Consider the following 14,506-nt stretch of genomic DNA (forward strand, 5'->3'; position numbering starts at 1 on the left):
CCACTTCCCGGACCTGCCATGCCTCAGCCCACGCTCGCCTTCCGTTCCTGCGGCCCCGCCCTGCTCGCCCTCGCCATTGCCGCGGTGCTCGCGACGCCGGTCCACGCCGATGACACGAATCCCGTGCAACCCAAGCCGGCAACGGCGGGCACAGGCACAGACACCACCGTCGCCTCGCCGCAGGACGCCAAGCAACTCGGCGCCGTCCAGGTGACCGCCGCCACGACCGCGAGCACCATCGCGCCGACGCAGGGCTCCATGGTGGCCATCGAGCCGCAGTCCATCATCGGCACCTTGTACCTTCGGGAAAACATCGCGCCGACCGGCGACTACACCGACGCCGCAGCCATTTCGCCCAGCGTGTACACCGTGACGCCGAACGGCTCCGGCCTGATGGAGTCGGCAGTGGTTTCGATCCGCGGCTTCCAGGACGGCCAGTACAACGTGACGTTCGACGGCATCCCGTGGATGGACTCCAACGACTTCACGCACCACTCGACCTCGTACTTCACCAACCAGGAAACCAGCAGCGTCACGGTGGATCGCGGCCCGGGCACGGCCGGCACGCTGGGCAACGCCACGTTCGGCGGCACCATCACGGTGGATTCGATCAACCCGCAGAAGCAGTTCGGCATCAACCCGTACTTCAGCCTCGGCAGCTGGGCCACCGCCGTGGAAGGCGCCATCATCAACACCGGCAGCTTCACCGACAGCGGCACCAGCGCCGTGGTCAATCTGCAGAACAGTGACTCCGACGGTTACCTCACCTATTCCGGCCAGCGCCGCCAGAGCGTGTTCGCCAAGGTCGTGCAGCCGCTGGGCGACAACACCACGCTGACCTTCGCCGCCATGGCGAACAAGCTCAACCAATACGTGCCGTTCGGCGCCACCAAGGCGCAGATCGCGGAGTACGGCGTGAACTACGGGCTCAACAACGACCCGACCAGCCAGGCCTACTACCGGTACAACCAAGACAAGATCAACACCAACCTGGGCTACATCGGCCTGCACTCGGCGTTCGATGGCTGGACGATCGACAACAAGGCCTACACCTACGGCTATAACCACTTCGGCTTCAACGGCGAAGACCCGAACGGCGAAACGCCGAACGGCACCTTCTACAGCCCCACCGACGTGCCCGGCCAGCACATGCGCAACACGAACCGCTCGTGGGGCGACATCTTCCGCCTGGCCAAGGAGCTCGGCCCGGGCGAGGTGCGCACCGGCCTGTGGTACGACCACCAGGACGACATCCGCTGGCTGTATGAGTTCGACGACACCAACAACCAGTTGAACCCGGTGGTCACCCCTGGCGCGCCCACGCTGCAGCTGGCCGCAGCGGACCGCCGGATGAACGACACCCTAGTCACGATCCAGCCGTACCTCGAATACCAGTGGAACCTCACCGACAACGCGTATTTCATCGGCGGCGTGAAGTACAACGACTTCAAGCGCAGCATCGATGCGCCGGTGAACCAGAAGACGGGCACCCCGCTGTCCTATTCCAAGACCTGGACCGCGACCCTGCCGTCGGCCTCGTTCCACTATGCGTTCAGTTCGAGCTGGACAGCCTACGCACAGTGGGCGAAGGGCTACCTGGCGCCCAACCTCAACCTGTTCTACGTGCCGAACCCGGCGGTGACCGACAGCGCGGTGGCACCGGAAAAGACCACCAACTGGCAGCTCGGCACCACCTGGTCCGACGATCGCCTGACGCTGTCCGGCGACGTCTACAAGATCAACTTCAACAACTTCGTGCAGAAGCACAACGTTGGCGGCATCACGGAGTTCTACAACGGCGGCGGCGTGCACTACAAAGGCATCGAGCTCGAAGGCACCTACATGCTGGGCGCCGGCTTCAGCGTCTACGCCAACGGCTCGCTCAACCGCGCGATCCAGACCACCGACAACGCGTGGAACGCGAACACGCCGCACAAGACCGCCGCGCTGGGCTTCATCTACAGCAACGGCCCGGCCTACGTATCGCTGGTCGACAAGTTCGTCGGCAAGACCTACTACACGGCCAATGCGGAAGACGACACGCCGATCGGCGGCTATGCGGTGACCAACTTCACCGCCAGCTACCGGTTCGATCCGCACATCGCCGACGTGAAGGATCTGAAGATCGGCGTGCAGCTGAACAACATCTTCAACAACACCCACATCAACGCCCTGGCTGGCACCACCGGCGCGGACAGCACGCCGATGTACTTCACCATCCCGGCGCGCAACTTCAACTTCACCATCTCGGCCGATCTGTTCTGATGAAACGTCCCGCGTTGCTGATGTTGATGCTGCTGATCGGCCAGCCCGCGCTGGCCGACGGCAACGGGCCAGCGGTCGACCTCGCCGCACTGCTACCCCCGCCGCCCGCCGCCGGCTCCCCGGCGGCACGGCGCGACCTCGACGGCGTACTCGCCGCGCAGGCCCGCCGCACGCCGGAGGAGATCGCCGCGGCGAAGGCCGACCAGCAGCACAGCGTGTTCCGCTTCGCCGACGTGTTCGGCACGGCATTCGCACCGGCGCAGTTGCCGCGCACGGCGGCATTCTTCGTCCGCGTGACGGCCTACGACAAGGGCGAAGTGAAGGCGGTGAAGGTGTTCTGGCAACACCCGCGCCCCGTGCTGGCATCGCACGCGGTGCATCCGTTGAGCCAGGAGAAGTCGAACGACTGGAGCTATCCCAGCGGCCATGCCACGCTGGGCTATACCGAGGCCGTGCTGCTGTCGAACATGGTGCCGGAACGGCGCGCGGCGATCTTCGCCCGCGCCGACCTGTACGCCCAGCACCGCATCGTGATGGGCGTGCACTACCCCAGCGACGTGGAAGCCGGCCGCCTCGCCGGCACCGTACTTGGCGGGCAGTTGCTCATCGATCCCGACTGGCAGGCGGACTATGCGGCGGCGCGCGCCGAGCTGCGCAAGGCACTCGGACTGCCGGACGAGCCAGCCGCCGCCGTGGCCGTCACCACGCGTTGAAGCATGCCGCATCCGGCGCGTGAACGCCCTCGCCCGGGGGCGGCTCGCTCCTGCCCGCGGGCTCGGCGATAATCGACCGATGCCCAGCCCCGTCCGCGCCGCCCGCCTCCCCGCCCTCTCCGTCGTGGCACTGAGCGCCGTACTCGCCGTCGCGCCGACGTTGGCGCGGCAGAACAAGAGCCAGACCGAGCAGGCTGCCGCCAAGCAAAAGCTGAGCGACGTGCATCAGGAGCTGCAGGCGCTGGACAAGCGTCAGACCGCCACCGCCGCCCGCCGCGACGAACTCAACGCCGAACTGGCGAAGCAGACCACCGCCCTCGCCACCGCCGCGCGCGCGCTGCGCCAGACCGACGCCGAACTCGCCGCCAAGCAGCAACAGCTCGACCAGTTGCAGCAGCATCGCGCCGAGCTGAAGCAGAAGCTGGCCGGCCAGCGCGCCGCGATCGCCGACCTGCTGCGCGCCAGCTATGCCCTGGGGCACGGTTCGGACCTGCGCCTGCTACTGGACAACGAGGACGTCGGCCGGATCGCGCGGGCGCTGGTCTACTCGAAATACTTCCAGCAGGACCGCGTGCAGAAAGTACAGCAGTTGATGGCCAGCCTGGCCGAGCTGCAGACGCTGGAGGCCCAGATCACTGCCGAGCAACAGGCACTGCAGGCGCAACGCGCGCAGCGCGAGCAGCAAAGCAAGCAGCTGACCCGCCAGCGTGCCTCGCAGCAGAAGCTGGCCGCCGAAACCGACGCCACCTACCAGACCCAGGCCCAGCGATTGGCCGCGCTGAAGCAGGACGAGCAATCGCTCAACTCACTGGTCGCGCGCTTGCAGAAGCAGATCGACCAGGCCATGCGCGAGGCCGCCGCCCGCGCGGCCGCCCAACAGGCCGCCGCACGCAAGCACGGCGGCAAGGCCCCACCGCCGCTGGAAGTGGGCGGCGCCGGCGCCAACATCCGCGGCAACCTGCCCTGGCCGGCCGCCGGCGAAGTGCACAGCTACGGCAACGGTGTGCTGATCCGCGCCGCAGGCGGCAGCGAAGTGCACGCGGTGGCGAACGGGCGGGTGGTCTACGCCGGCTTCCTGCGCGGTTACGGCATGCTGCTGATCCTCAACCACGGCAACGGCTGGATGAGCATGTACGGCAACAACGAGACGCTGTTGCATGGCGTGGGCGACGCGGTAATCGCCGGCCAGACGGTGGGCACCGCCAGCGCGCCCACCGGCATCAACACCGGCGCGTACTTCGAACTGCGCCACGACAGCCAGCCGGTCGACCCGCGCAACTGGCTCAGCCAGCACCGCTAAGCCGGCCGGGCCCGGGAGGTCCGTTCAGCCAGCACCGTTGACGGCCGCCCGCCATCGTCGCAGGCTGGCGGTGTCGAAACCCGCCGCCCGTGCGGCGGGCACCCCTTTCCCCGGAGTCGTTCCATGCGATTTTCCACCTACAGCCTGTGCGCGCTGCTGCTGGCGGCGCCGTTCGCGCATGCGCAGACCGCGCCGGCACCTGCCGCGAGCGCGCCCGAACCACCTACCGAGCTGGCGCCCACCCACGTCCGCGCGGACGCGCCCGCCAAGCCCGCCGACAACCAGGTCGACCTGCAGGACATCCGCCGCTTCAGCCGCGTCTACGACATCGTGCGCCAGGCCTACGTGGAGCCGGTGAGCAATCGTGCGCTGATGAAGGACGCGATCACCGGCATGCTCGCCGGCCTCGATCCGCACAGCGAATACCTCGACAAGGAAGGCCTCGCCCAGCTCGACGAGGACACCACCGGCCAGTACAGCGGCCTCGGCATCGAGGTGCTGCAGCAGGACGGCGGCCTGCTGATCGTCACTCCGATCGACGACACCCCCGCCTCGCGCGCCGGCATCCGGCCCGGCGACAACATCGTGAAGATCGACGGTGTGCTGATCGATCCGCAGAACGTGGACGACATGTTCAAGAAGCTGCGCGGCAAGCCCGGCAGCAAGATCACCCTCACCATCGTGCACAAGGGCAGCGACAATCCGGTCGACATGCACCTCACGCGCGAGAACATCGCGATCACCAGCGTCAAGGTGCGCCAGCTCGAACCCGGCTACGACTACATCCGCATCACCCAGTTCCAGAGTGACACCGCGGCCGACCTCGAACGCAAGCTGGCCGCGCTGGTTGCCAAGAGCGGCCCGCTCAAGGGCGCCGTACTCGACCTGCGCAACAACCCCGGCGGCCTGCTCACCGCCGCGGTGTCGGTGAGCGACGACTTCCTCGACTCCGGCACCATCGTCACCACCCGCGGCCGCCTGCCGGATTCCAACATGAGCTTCAGCGCGCACCCCGGCGACTTGCTCAACGGCGCATCGCTGGTGGTGCTGGTCAACCACGGCACCGCCTCCGCCGCCGAGATCGTTTCCGGTGCGCTGAAGGACAACCGCCGCGCATTGCTGATGGGCCAGCGCACCTTCGGCAAGGGCGTGGTGCAGACCGTGCTGCCGCTGGACGCCGACCACGCAGTGAAGATCACCACTGCGCGCTACTACACGCCGAACGGCACATCGATACAAGCCGAAGGCATCAAGCCCGACATCCCGGTCGCCGACCTCACCGTGCAGAAAACCGACACGGCACCCGAACTGGTCAGCTCCGAAGCCGACTTGCCGAACCATCTCGCCAACGAGGACGCCAAGGCCGGCAACGACATCGACAACGATGGCAGTGCCGCCGACGCTTCGCTCGCCACCCACGACTACGCGCTGGCGCAGGCGCTGAATGTGCTCAAAGGCATGGCGCTGGGCCACGCAGTGGCCGTCCCCGCAGCGAAATAAAGCAGCACGTGAAGAGAAGCGAGAGAGGGCGAGGCGCCTTCTCTCTACTCGCTTCTCTTCCTGCGCCTTTCGCTGTTGCGCACGGGGCGCATTCCTACAGGCGACCACCCTGATCGGCGGCAAGCAGATCCGCCGGCAACGGCAGCATGTCGAGACCGCGTGCGAACAGCATCGCCTGGAAGCGCTCGCCCATGCGGTCGGGCAAGGTGAGCCGCTTCACTTCCTGTGCCAGCCGGTAGCGCGCCGCTTCGTCGGCGGCCTGCGCGTGAGCAGCTTCGAACGCATCCTGCAGCCCGCTGGCCATCAGGAACTGCGCCTGCGGCAGGTAGGCCGCAACGCCGAAGCCGGCGCTGTTGCCGGCCTCGGCCAGCGCGGTGAAATCCACCGAAGCGGTAAGGTCGTTGAGGCCAGGGAGCCATAGCGGATCGCTGTGCGCGTGATGGCGGTAGTGCGCCATCAGCGTGCCGTCGCGGCGATCGGCCTGGTAGAACTCGCGCCGTACGTAGCCGTAATCGACGAACAGCATCAAGCCGGCCTCCAGCGAACCGGCCACCGCCTGCAGCCAGTACGGCAGCTGCGGCAGGATCTCGGTGCGGTAGCCGTCGGCGAAATCCGCGCCGATATCGCGTTCGACATGGCGCACCGCGCCAGCCACCAGGGCATCGGCAGGGCGGTCCACGCGCATCAGCCGGCCTTCGCCATCCAGCGCTACGTGTTCTTCGAACACTTCGCCGTCGCGCAACGCGATGCGCGTGGTGGGCAGCGCGTCGATTACCTCGTTGGCGAACAACACGCCGCGCCAGCCGTGATCGGGCGGACCGTCCAGCCATCTGACACGTGCATTGAGTTCGGCAGGCAAGGCAGCGGCAAGGCGTTCGCGCTGCCGTTCGCGCAGATCCGCACTGGGCTCGAGGATCAGGTAGCGATGCGGCAGGCTGCCGGCTTCGGCGAACGCCTTGAGCGCCACCTCGGCGAAGGCGCCGCTGCCGCCGCCCAGTTCGAGGAAGTTCGCCTCCTCGCCCAGCGTGTCCAGCACGGGCCCCACCACGTTCGCTACGCAGCGCGCAAACAGTTCGCCCAGTTCCGGCGCGGTGACGAAATCGCCCGCCTCGCCGAACTTGGTCTTGCCCGCGCTGTAGTAGCCCAGCCCCGGCGCGTACAGGCTGCGCTCCATGAATTGCGAGAACGGTATGGGCCCGTGCGCGGCGATCTGCTCGCGCAACTGGCGCAGCAGGCGGTCGGAATGCGCGCGCTCGTCGGCGCTGGGTTCGGGGAGTCGAGACTGCATCGGTGCTGGCATCGCGGAAATCCGCGACAAGCATAGCGGATGGCGGCCCTAATCCTGCGGTAGCAGCCGTGCAACCAGCAGCGCTGAACCATACAGGCCGAAGCCGAACACGGCATGGGTCAGCAGGCTGCGCAAACGCGCCCGGTTCGGCCGTGGCGTCCTGGAAGCGGCGAAACCCGCGCCCATGCCCGGCTGCAGCACGGCGAACGGGAAGATCACCGTTGCCAGTCCGAACCCCAATGCGGGCAGCAAGGCGGGATGCCTCGCCCACGCCGGCCCTGCCAGCGCGCACAGCGCCGCGGCATAGGCGATGCCGATCGCGTAATGGGCCAGCCAGCCGATGGCGCGTTCGCCACGAACAGGCTGCGCCCGCGCGATGCTCTGGTGCGCGAAACGCCCGCGCACCAGATGCCCGAACCAGCGGCCGACCAGTGCCCAGTCCGTCACTGGAATGCCCAGGACCCGCCGCAGCAGCTGCGCCCAGAGATCCATCGCCAGCGTGGCACCAACGCCGACCAGCAACGCGAATGCGATGGCCTGGCCGATCGTCATGGCGCTCAGAAGTCCTTCTGCAGGCTGAGGTACAGGCCGCGGCGCGGGCCGAATTGCGGCGCGCCCACACCCACGCCGGTGCCGTCGCGCAGCTGGTAGGTGCGATCCAGCGCGTTGATCAGCGCGAGCTGGGTGTGCAGCTTGCCGAAGCGGTCGAACGTGAAGTCGTGCGACACGTTGAGATTGAGCTGGAAATACGCCGGCATGCTGGCGCCGTTCGGCACCGCGCCGTCGCGGCGCAGGCCGGTGCCGAACAGGTAATCGGCGCCGATCTTGGTGTCGTCGCCCAGCGCGTAGCTGACGCCGCCGGACGAGGTGTATTTCTGATCGTGGTCGAGATAGATGTAGTTGTCGGCGATGTATGCCAGGTCTTCGGGGCTGAAGTTGTACTGGCTGGTGATCACGTCCTTGCCCATCGCCTTGGTGTACGCGAAGTTGAAGTACGCCGACCACGGGCCGCTGTCGTAGTTGGCGGTGAACTCCGCGCCGGCCACACGGCCCAGGCGATAGTTGAAGGTGGAATAGACCAGCGCCTGGCCGAACTGGCCTTCGTCCTGCAGGCGGTGTACCTGGCGGTAATAGGTATCCAGGCCCAGCGTCCACGCGCTACCGAAATTCTGCGAAACGCCGACGTCGAAATAGTTGGAGCGCTCAGCCAGCGGCTCGTTGTTTCCGTAATTCTTCACCGCGTTGGTGGTGCCGGCGAAGGCCGCAATGTTCGCGGCGGTGATCATCTCCGTGGCCGGCGGCGTGAAGTAGCGCGAATAGCCGGCGTGCACGGTGGTGCTGTCGGTGGCCTGCCAGACCACGCCGATGCGCGGGCTGAGCTGGCTCTGGGTGGTGCCGAAAGCCTTGTATTCGTCGCCGCGCAGGCCGTAGTTCACCGTCCAGTTCTGGCCGATGCTCCACTCGTCCTGCACATAGGCGGACCAGGTCTTGGCGACGATCCGGTTGCTGGTGAAGATGCCGAACGGCGTGGTGCTGGTCTGGTTGCCGTCCGCGTCAGCCGGGAACACGAGCGAGTGGGTGTTGGTGCCGGCGCGGTCGTAGCTGCCATACACGCCGTAGCGCAAGGTATGCGTATCACTGAGCGGCGTGGAGAAATCGGCCTGCAAGGTGCTGGCGCGATCCGCCTGGTTGATGGCGCCCGCCACGCCATTGAACATCAGGTCGCCGATGTCGTCGGGCAGGTACTGCAGGCCGCTGTAACGCTGGCCCAGCGAGACCTGGTAGCCGGTCGCGCCCAGCTTGCCCTGCAGCGAAAGCACGCCGAAACGGGTCTGTTCGTTCTGCTGCTCGTTGAGGTTGGCGGCATCGAAGTTGGTGACGTCGAGGTAGCCGAACTGCGGCGAGGCGTCTTGCCGGTTCGGGATCTGGAAGCGGTTGTTGGCGAAGCCGAACATGAAGCTCAACCGCGTGTCGTTGTCGATCAGGTAGGAGATGTCACCGAAGCCCTTGACCTGGTTGGTGTGGTCGTGGATCGGTGAGCGGCTGGCGGTGGGGTTCTCGATGCCGACATCGTTCTGCAGGTAGTTGGCGGTGAAGTAGGCGCTCCAGTTACCACTGCTGCCCCACAGCGAAACGTTCGGATTGAAGGTGCCGAACGAACCGCCGGTGACGCCGATGCTGCCGCCGTTGCCGAGGTCGGCACCACTCTTGGTGGTGACGTCCACCACCGCCGCGGTGCGCAGGCCGTACTGCGCCGGCAGCGCACCGTCGAGCAGGCTCACACGCTGGATGGCGCGCGCGTCCAGGGTCTGGCCGAAGCCGGAAATGGACTCGGGGATGATCACGCCGTCGATGCGGTACTGCAGATTGGCGTGATCGCCGCGTACGTGCAGGCCACCGTAGGAGTCCTGCACCACGCCGGGCGCCTGCAGGATCACCTGGTTCATCGGGGTGGCGGCGCCCAGCGGCAGCGCCTGGATCGACTTCTGGTCGATCACGTACTGGCTGGAGCCCGTATCCGGCGACAAGGCGTTGCGTGCCTGGTCCAGCGCGGCGGAGACGCTGATCGCACCGAGCTCGTGCACTTTCGGCGCCTGCCGGTTGCGCGTCCCGCCCGTGTCATCGTCGGTTGCCGCGGTGCTGGCGGTCGTGGCGCTGGCAGGCGTGACATCGTCGGCGTGAACGCGGGAAGCGGGGATGGCGCACAGCGCGGCGACGAGGCTCAGGGCGAGCGGGGAAAGCTTCATGTGCGGGACTTCCTTGGGGCGGCGGCACACGGGCGTGGCCGGGTCAGTTTTCGTAATGTTATAACATTACTATCGCACCCCCAAGCCGGCCCGGGCCAAAAGTCATGGTCGCCGCATCAGTGCGTTGCTCTCCGCTTCATGCCGACGGCCTAGACTGGTGCACGCATGCGCACGCCAGTGCGCCCACGGAGTGCGCCATGAGCCAGCGACGCCCGCCCGAACCGGATCGCTCCGGCAACAGCCGGCAGGTTCCCGCCGTGATCGGCGGCCACGAAGAAGCCAGCCGGGTCACCCAGGCGATTCTCGATTTCATCAGCCGCATCCCGGACAGCAAGGTGGACGCCACCGCCGATCCGCAGGCGCAGGCGCGCCAGATCGCCAGCCGTGCCGCCCAGCGCGCCGCGCTCACCGCCGGCACGCTGGCATTGCCGCCGGGACCGCTGGGCTGGCTCACCGTGCTGCCGGAGTTGGTGACGATCTGGAAGCTGCAGGCGCAGATGGTCAGCGACATCGCCGCTGCGTACGGCCGCCATGCCGAACTCGGCCGTGAGCAGATGCTGTACTGCCTGTTCCGCCACACCGCGGCGCAGGCCTTCCGCGACCTGGTGGTGCGCATGGGCGACCGCTTGCTGTTCCGGCGCATGTCGCAGACGGTGGTGGAGCGCATCGCCAAGCAGCTCGGTGTGAAGCTCAGCCGCCGCGCGGTGGGCGAAGGCGTGTCGCGCTGGCTGCCGGTGATCGGCGCGCTCGGTGTAGGCGCCTACGCGTATTACGACACCGGACAAGTGGCCGCGACCGCGATCGCGCTGTTCGACGGGGGCATCGAACACGAAACCGGCGACGCGCCGGCAGAGCCGCCACCGCTCGCACGCCGGGAAACCCCTAAGACACACGGGAAAGCGGGCCTTGCCGCGCGGAAACTCGCTGGCGCGGTGCGCAAGGCCGCCACGCGCGGACGACACCCGCCCACGGACCAGGCGTAAGCAGCCGTTGCGGGTGACGCAGGTGCGCCGATCCGGCAAGCTGTCGCTATCCGCTCCCGCGCAGGAATCGCCGCATGCCGCCACGCCGTGAACGTCCCGCCGCGCTGATCACCGGCGCCGGCAAGCGTGTGGGAGCGGCGATCGCGCGCACACTGCACGCCGCCGGCTACGACCTCGCCCTCCATTGCCGCCATTCGGTGGCAGAAGCCGAGACGCTGGCCGCTGAACTGGAGAACGCGCGCGCCGACAGCACCCTGGTGCTGCAGGCGGAACTCGCCGATCCACATGCGCTGCCCGCGTTGGTGGACACCGCGCTCGCCCGCTATGGCCGGCTCGACGCACTGGTCAACAACGCCTCGGCGTTCCATCCCACGCCGGTGGGCGCGGCGACCGTGGCGCAATGGAACGAGTTGTTCGCCTCGAATGCGCAGGCACCGTTCTTCCTCGCCCAGGCCGCCGCACCCGCCTTGCGCGCCACGCACGGCGCCATCGTGAACCTGGTGGACATCTACGCCGAACGCCCGTTGGCGGACCATCCGATCTACTGCATGGCAAAGGCCGCGCTGGCGGCGATGACGCGCTCGCTCGCGCTCGACCTCGCCCCCGACATCCGCGTCAATGGCGTGGCGCCTGGTGCCGTGCTGTGGCCTAGCGACGGCAAGCCCTACGCCGACCAGCAGGCGATGCTGGCGCGCACGCCGCTGGCACGCGCCGGTTCGCCCGAGGACGTGGCCGGCGCGGTGCTGTGGCTGCTGCGCGACGCGCCCTACGTGACCGGGCAGATCATCCGCGTGGACGGCGGGCGCACCTTGTCGACGTAACCGAATGCCTGCAAAGTGCGTCTTGCACTTTGCAGACTCGGCTCCGCCGGTCAGTCGCTTACGCGCTTGACCAGCGTGCGATCCACCCATGGATCGTCCTTCAACGCTTCGGGCGGAACGCCGACTCCAGCAACGCCTGGTCGAAACCGCCCCCCACCTCGCCTGCTTCCGCATAGCGGTACAGCGCCGCGGCGTAGATGCCCTGCAGCGTGGACTGCACCAGCCCCAGCAGCACGAAGCCGACCAATACCAGCGCGATCACCGGTGCGATGACGGCGATCGACTGCGTGGCGATCGCGCCGAACACCAGCACGGCCGCCAGCAGGACCGTGAGGAAAAATACCAGGCCGAACACCACGCCCAGGCCCGCATTGCCGATGAGGTTCTCGCCCCAGGTCTGCTTGAGCAGTTCCGCGCTGCGCTTCACCGCATCGACGGGACCGACGCCTTCGCTGGCAAGCACCGGCACCACCAGGAAGGTGGCCACGGTCCATGCCAGGCCGATCAGACCCACCACAAAACGACCGATCAGGCCCAGCCGCTCCTGCACTGCGCGCAGAAACAATCCCACCGTGGCCGCGATCAACGCGTAGCCGAAAATGCTGCCCAGTCGCGAACGCGCCAGCGCGAAGCCGTCGGCCAGCCCGGCCGGCTCGCCACGCAGGCGCTGCAACGCTACACCGGCCAGCGCCGTATTGAAGAACACGATCACGAAGTACTGCACCAGGTAGAACGCGAACAGCACTACGTAGTACGCCGGCGCAAAGCGGCGGCCTTCAAAGTCGTCGCCGTGGCCAATAAGCGCCAGCGCCACCGGCACCAGGAAGCTTGCCGCCACCACGATGCTGCACAGGCCCGACAGCAGGGGAAACAGCAACAGCGACCTGTCCGCGCGCAGCACGCCTGCGCTCGCCTTCATCAATGCCCAACTGCGGGCGAACTTTCCAGCCATGTCCCCGACCCCCATGCGATTGGAGTCGCTGTTCTAGCACCAAGCGCGCTCCGACAACAGAGCCGCAGCGGACTCACAGGAGCGCACCCGGTGCACGAACGCTCTGGCTTTGATCAGGCACCGGAGCATTCACGCACCGAGTGCGTTCCTACGGAAGCGGCTCGGGAACGAGCGGCTCGCGACCCACCGGAAATGCCGCCCACAACGCCGCCATCGTCTGCCCACCGACTGGGTGGCGCGCCTGCGGCGCGATGTCGGCCAGCGGCTTGAGCACGAAGGCGTGTTGCAGCTCCTTGCGCGGAATCTGCAGGTGGCCGGGGCCGTCGATCACGCGTTCGTCGTACAGCACGATGTCCACGTCCAGCGTGCGGTCCGAATAACGTGGTACGTCGCGGCGGCGGCCGTGGCGATCTTCCAGCGCGTGCAGCCAGTCGTTCAGCGCCCCGGGTTCGAGCTCGGTATCCAGGCCCACCGCGAGGTTGACGAAATCCGCGCCGTCGAAGCCCACTGAACGGCTGCGGTAGGCCGGCGACACGTCGATTGCGCCGAAACGCGCGCGCAATTCGTCCAGCGCGGCACGCAGATAACGGTGCGGCTCCAGGTTGGAGCCCAGGCTGAGGTAGACGCGGGCCATCACGATGTCGCTGACTGCAGGGACCGCGATTCTGCCCGCCCACCGTCCAGCCGCGCCAGTCCGGCCTGCATGTCGTGGCCGCTGGGCTGCTGGTACAGGCGCAGGCCGAACTCCGGTAACAGCGCGAACAGATAATCGAAGATGTCTGCCTGGATGGCCTCGTAATCGGCCCAAACCACCGTGTCGGTGAAGCAGTACAGCTCCAGCGGAATGCCCTGCGATCCGCTGGCGAGCTGGCGCACCATGCAGCTCAGGCCATGATGGATGCGGGGATGCGTGTCCAGATAGACCTGCACATAGGCACGGAACGTTCCTAGATTGGTGAGCCGGCGGCGATTCGCCGCCACTCCGCCCGCCTCGCCCAACGCCCGGTTCCATTCGGCCACCTCCTGCTGCTTCGCGGGCAGGTAGTCCGCTAGCAAGCGCAGCTTCGCCAGCCGATCCAGCGCCGCCCCGTCGAGGAAGCGCACGCTGCCCGCGTCAATGGTCAGTACGCGCTTGATGCGCCGGCCGCCGGTCTCCTGCATGCCGCGCCAGTTTTTGTACGAGTCGGAGATCAGCCGCCAGCTGGGAATCGTTGTGATCGTCTTGTCCCAGTTGCGCACCTTTACCGTGTGCAGGGCGATGTCGATCACGTCGCCGTCGGCGTTGAGCTGGGGCATCTCGATCCAGTCGCCCACGCGCAGCATGTCGTTGGAGGAGAGCTGCACGCCGGCCACGAAGCCGAGGATGGTGTCCTTGAATACCAGCATCAGCACCGCCGACATCGCGCCCAGGCCGGACAGCAGCAGGCCGATCCTCTGCCCGGTCAGCGCGGTGACAATGACCAGCCCGGCCACCACGAACAGCCCGATCTTCGCCAGCTGCACCACGCCCTTGATCGAGCGTTCGCGGCCGCGCGGCGTCTCGCGATAGAGGTCCTCCAGTGCCGACAGTGCGCTGCTGATCGCCATCGCCAGGCACAGCACCAGCAGTGCTTTGCTGATGCTGACAACGATCCCCTCTACATCGCCGGACACGTCCGGCACCCGCGCGATGCCGTACTGCACCACCAGCATGGGCGCCATCCGCGCAAGCCAGAAGAAACTTCGGCGCCGGCACAGGGCATCGTCCCACCGCCACTCCGTGCGCGCGGCGATGCCGTGCACCACGCGCAGCAGCACGCTGCGTACCAGCACGCCGACCAGCCAGGCCAGCAGCATCAGGGCCAACAGGCCCAGCGCGGTGCGCATGCCTGGCCATTCCATCAGTTGCCGCAGGGAATTCATTCGTCTCTTCGCTCCTCGGATACCGGGGCGACGCG

Annotated in this window: 12 protein-coding genes; 6 read left to right on the forward strand and 6 right to left on the reverse strand. The window is 67.3% G+C overall.

The window, feature by feature from the left end:
• The first annotated feature begins 18 nt into the window (after window positions 1–18).
• The 4 genes from ISP14_RS06915 (at window position 19) to ISP14_RS06930 (ending at window position 5,778) form a co-directional block, all read left to right on the forward strand.
• Window positions 19–2,265: a TonB-dependent receptor gene (locus ISP14_RS06915; RefSeq protein WP_404537503.1), complete on the forward strand. Its 2,247-nt coding sequence runs from the start codon at window positions 19–21 to the stop codon at window positions 2,263–2,265.
• Window positions 2,265–2,978 carry an acid phosphatase gene (locus ISP14_RS06920; RefSeq protein ID WP_404537505.1) on the forward strand — a complete coding sequence of 238 codons (714 nt, stop codon included), beginning with the start codon at window positions 2,265–2,267 and terminating at the stop codon, window positions 2,976–2,978. Before ISP14_RS06915 ends, ISP14_RS06920 begins: the two co-directional genes overlap by 1 nt.
• A 79-nt stretch (window positions 2,979–3,057) precedes the next feature.
• Complete coding sequence (locus tag ISP14_RS06925; RefSeq protein ID WP_404537507.1) at window positions 3,058–4,278, forward strand: murein hydrolase activator EnvC family protein; 1,221 nt, start codon at window positions 3,058–3,060, stop codon at window positions 4,276–4,278.
• A gap of 123 nt (window positions 4,279–4,401) precedes the next feature.
• The gene (locus ISP14_RS06930; protein ID WP_404537509.1) at window positions 4,402–5,778 is read left to right on the forward strand and encodes a S41 family peptidase; all 1,377 of its coding nucleotides are present in this window, start codon (window positions 4,402–4,404) and stop codon (window positions 5,776–5,778) included.
• A 94-nt stretch (window positions 5,779–5,872) separates the two neighbouring features.
• On the opposite strand, the gene ISP14_RS06935 is transcribed toward ISP14_RS06930, so the two are convergent.
• The 3 genes from ISP14_RS06935 to ISP14_RS06945 are packed head-to-tail and all read right to left on the reverse strand — an operon-like array spanning window position 5,873 to window position 9,813.
• On the reverse strand, window positions 5,873–7,066 hold the full coding sequence (locus ISP14_RS06935; protein ID WP_404537822.1) for a class I SAM-dependent methyltransferase: 1,194 nt from the start codon (window positions 7,064–7,066) through the stop codon (window positions 5,873–5,875).
• Between the two features lie 48 nt (window positions 7,067–7,114).
• The gene (locus ISP14_RS06940) at window positions 7,115–7,618 is read right to left on the reverse strand and encodes a DUF2938 domain-containing protein (RefSeq protein ID WP_404537511.1); all 504 of its coding nucleotides are present in this window, start codon (window positions 7,616–7,618) and stop codon (window positions 7,115–7,117) included.
• A 5-nt stretch (window positions 7,619–7,623) separates the two neighbouring features.
• Window positions 7,624–9,813 carry a TonB-dependent receptor gene (locus tag ISP14_RS06945; protein WP_404537513.1) on the reverse strand — a complete coding sequence of 730 codons (2,190 nt, stop codon included), beginning with the start codon at window positions 9,811–9,813 and terminating at the stop codon, window positions 7,624–7,626.
• A gap of 197 nt (window positions 9,814–10,010) precedes the next feature.
• Here ISP14_RS06945 and ISP14_RS06950 point away from each other — a divergent pair, with 197 nt between their 5' ends.
• Entirely contained in the window at window positions 10,011–10,796 is a 786-nt protein-coding gene (locus tag ISP14_RS06950) for a hypothetical protein (RefSeq protein WP_404537514.1), read from the forward strand.
• Between the two features lie 74 nt (window positions 10,797–10,870).
• On the forward strand, window positions 10,871–11,617 hold the full coding sequence (locus ISP14_RS06955; RefSeq protein ID WP_404537516.1) for a pteridine reductase: 747 nt from the start codon (window positions 10,871–10,873) through the stop codon (window positions 11,615–11,617).
• Window positions 11,618–11,717: 100 nt separating this feature from the next.
• Here ISP14_RS06955 and ISP14_RS06960 read toward each other — a convergent pair whose 3' ends face one another.
• From ISP14_RS06960 to ISP14_RS06970, 3 genes are all read right to left on the reverse strand, one after another.
• Window positions 11,718–12,569 carry a DUF6159 family protein gene (locus tag ISP14_RS06960; RefSeq protein ID WP_404537518.1) on the reverse strand — a complete coding sequence of 284 codons (852 nt, stop codon included), beginning with the start codon at window positions 12,567–12,569 and terminating at the stop codon, window positions 11,718–11,720.
• 148 nt (window positions 12,570–12,717) lie between these two features.
• Entirely contained in the window at window positions 12,718–13,203 is a 486-nt protein-coding gene (gene folK, locus ISP14_RS06965; RefSeq protein WP_404537520.1) for a 2-amino-4-hydroxy-6-hydroxymethyldihydropteridine diphosphokinase, read from the reverse strand.
• Window positions 13,203–14,471 carry a mechanosensitive ion channel family protein gene (locus ISP14_RS06970; RefSeq protein ID WP_404537522.1) on the reverse strand — a complete coding sequence of 423 codons (1,269 nt, stop codon included), beginning with the start codon at window positions 14,469–14,471 and terminating at the stop codon, window positions 13,203–13,205. Before ISP14_RS06970 ends, folK begins: the two co-directional genes overlap by 1 nt.
• Between the last annotated feature and the right edge of the window lie 35 nt (window positions 14,472–14,506).

The sequence above is a fragment of the Dyella agri genome, from assembly GCF_044904705.1.
Lineage (GTDB): Bacteria > Pseudomonadota > Gammaproteobacteria > Xanthomonadales > Rhodanobacteraceae > Rhodanobacter_A > Rhodanobacter_A agri.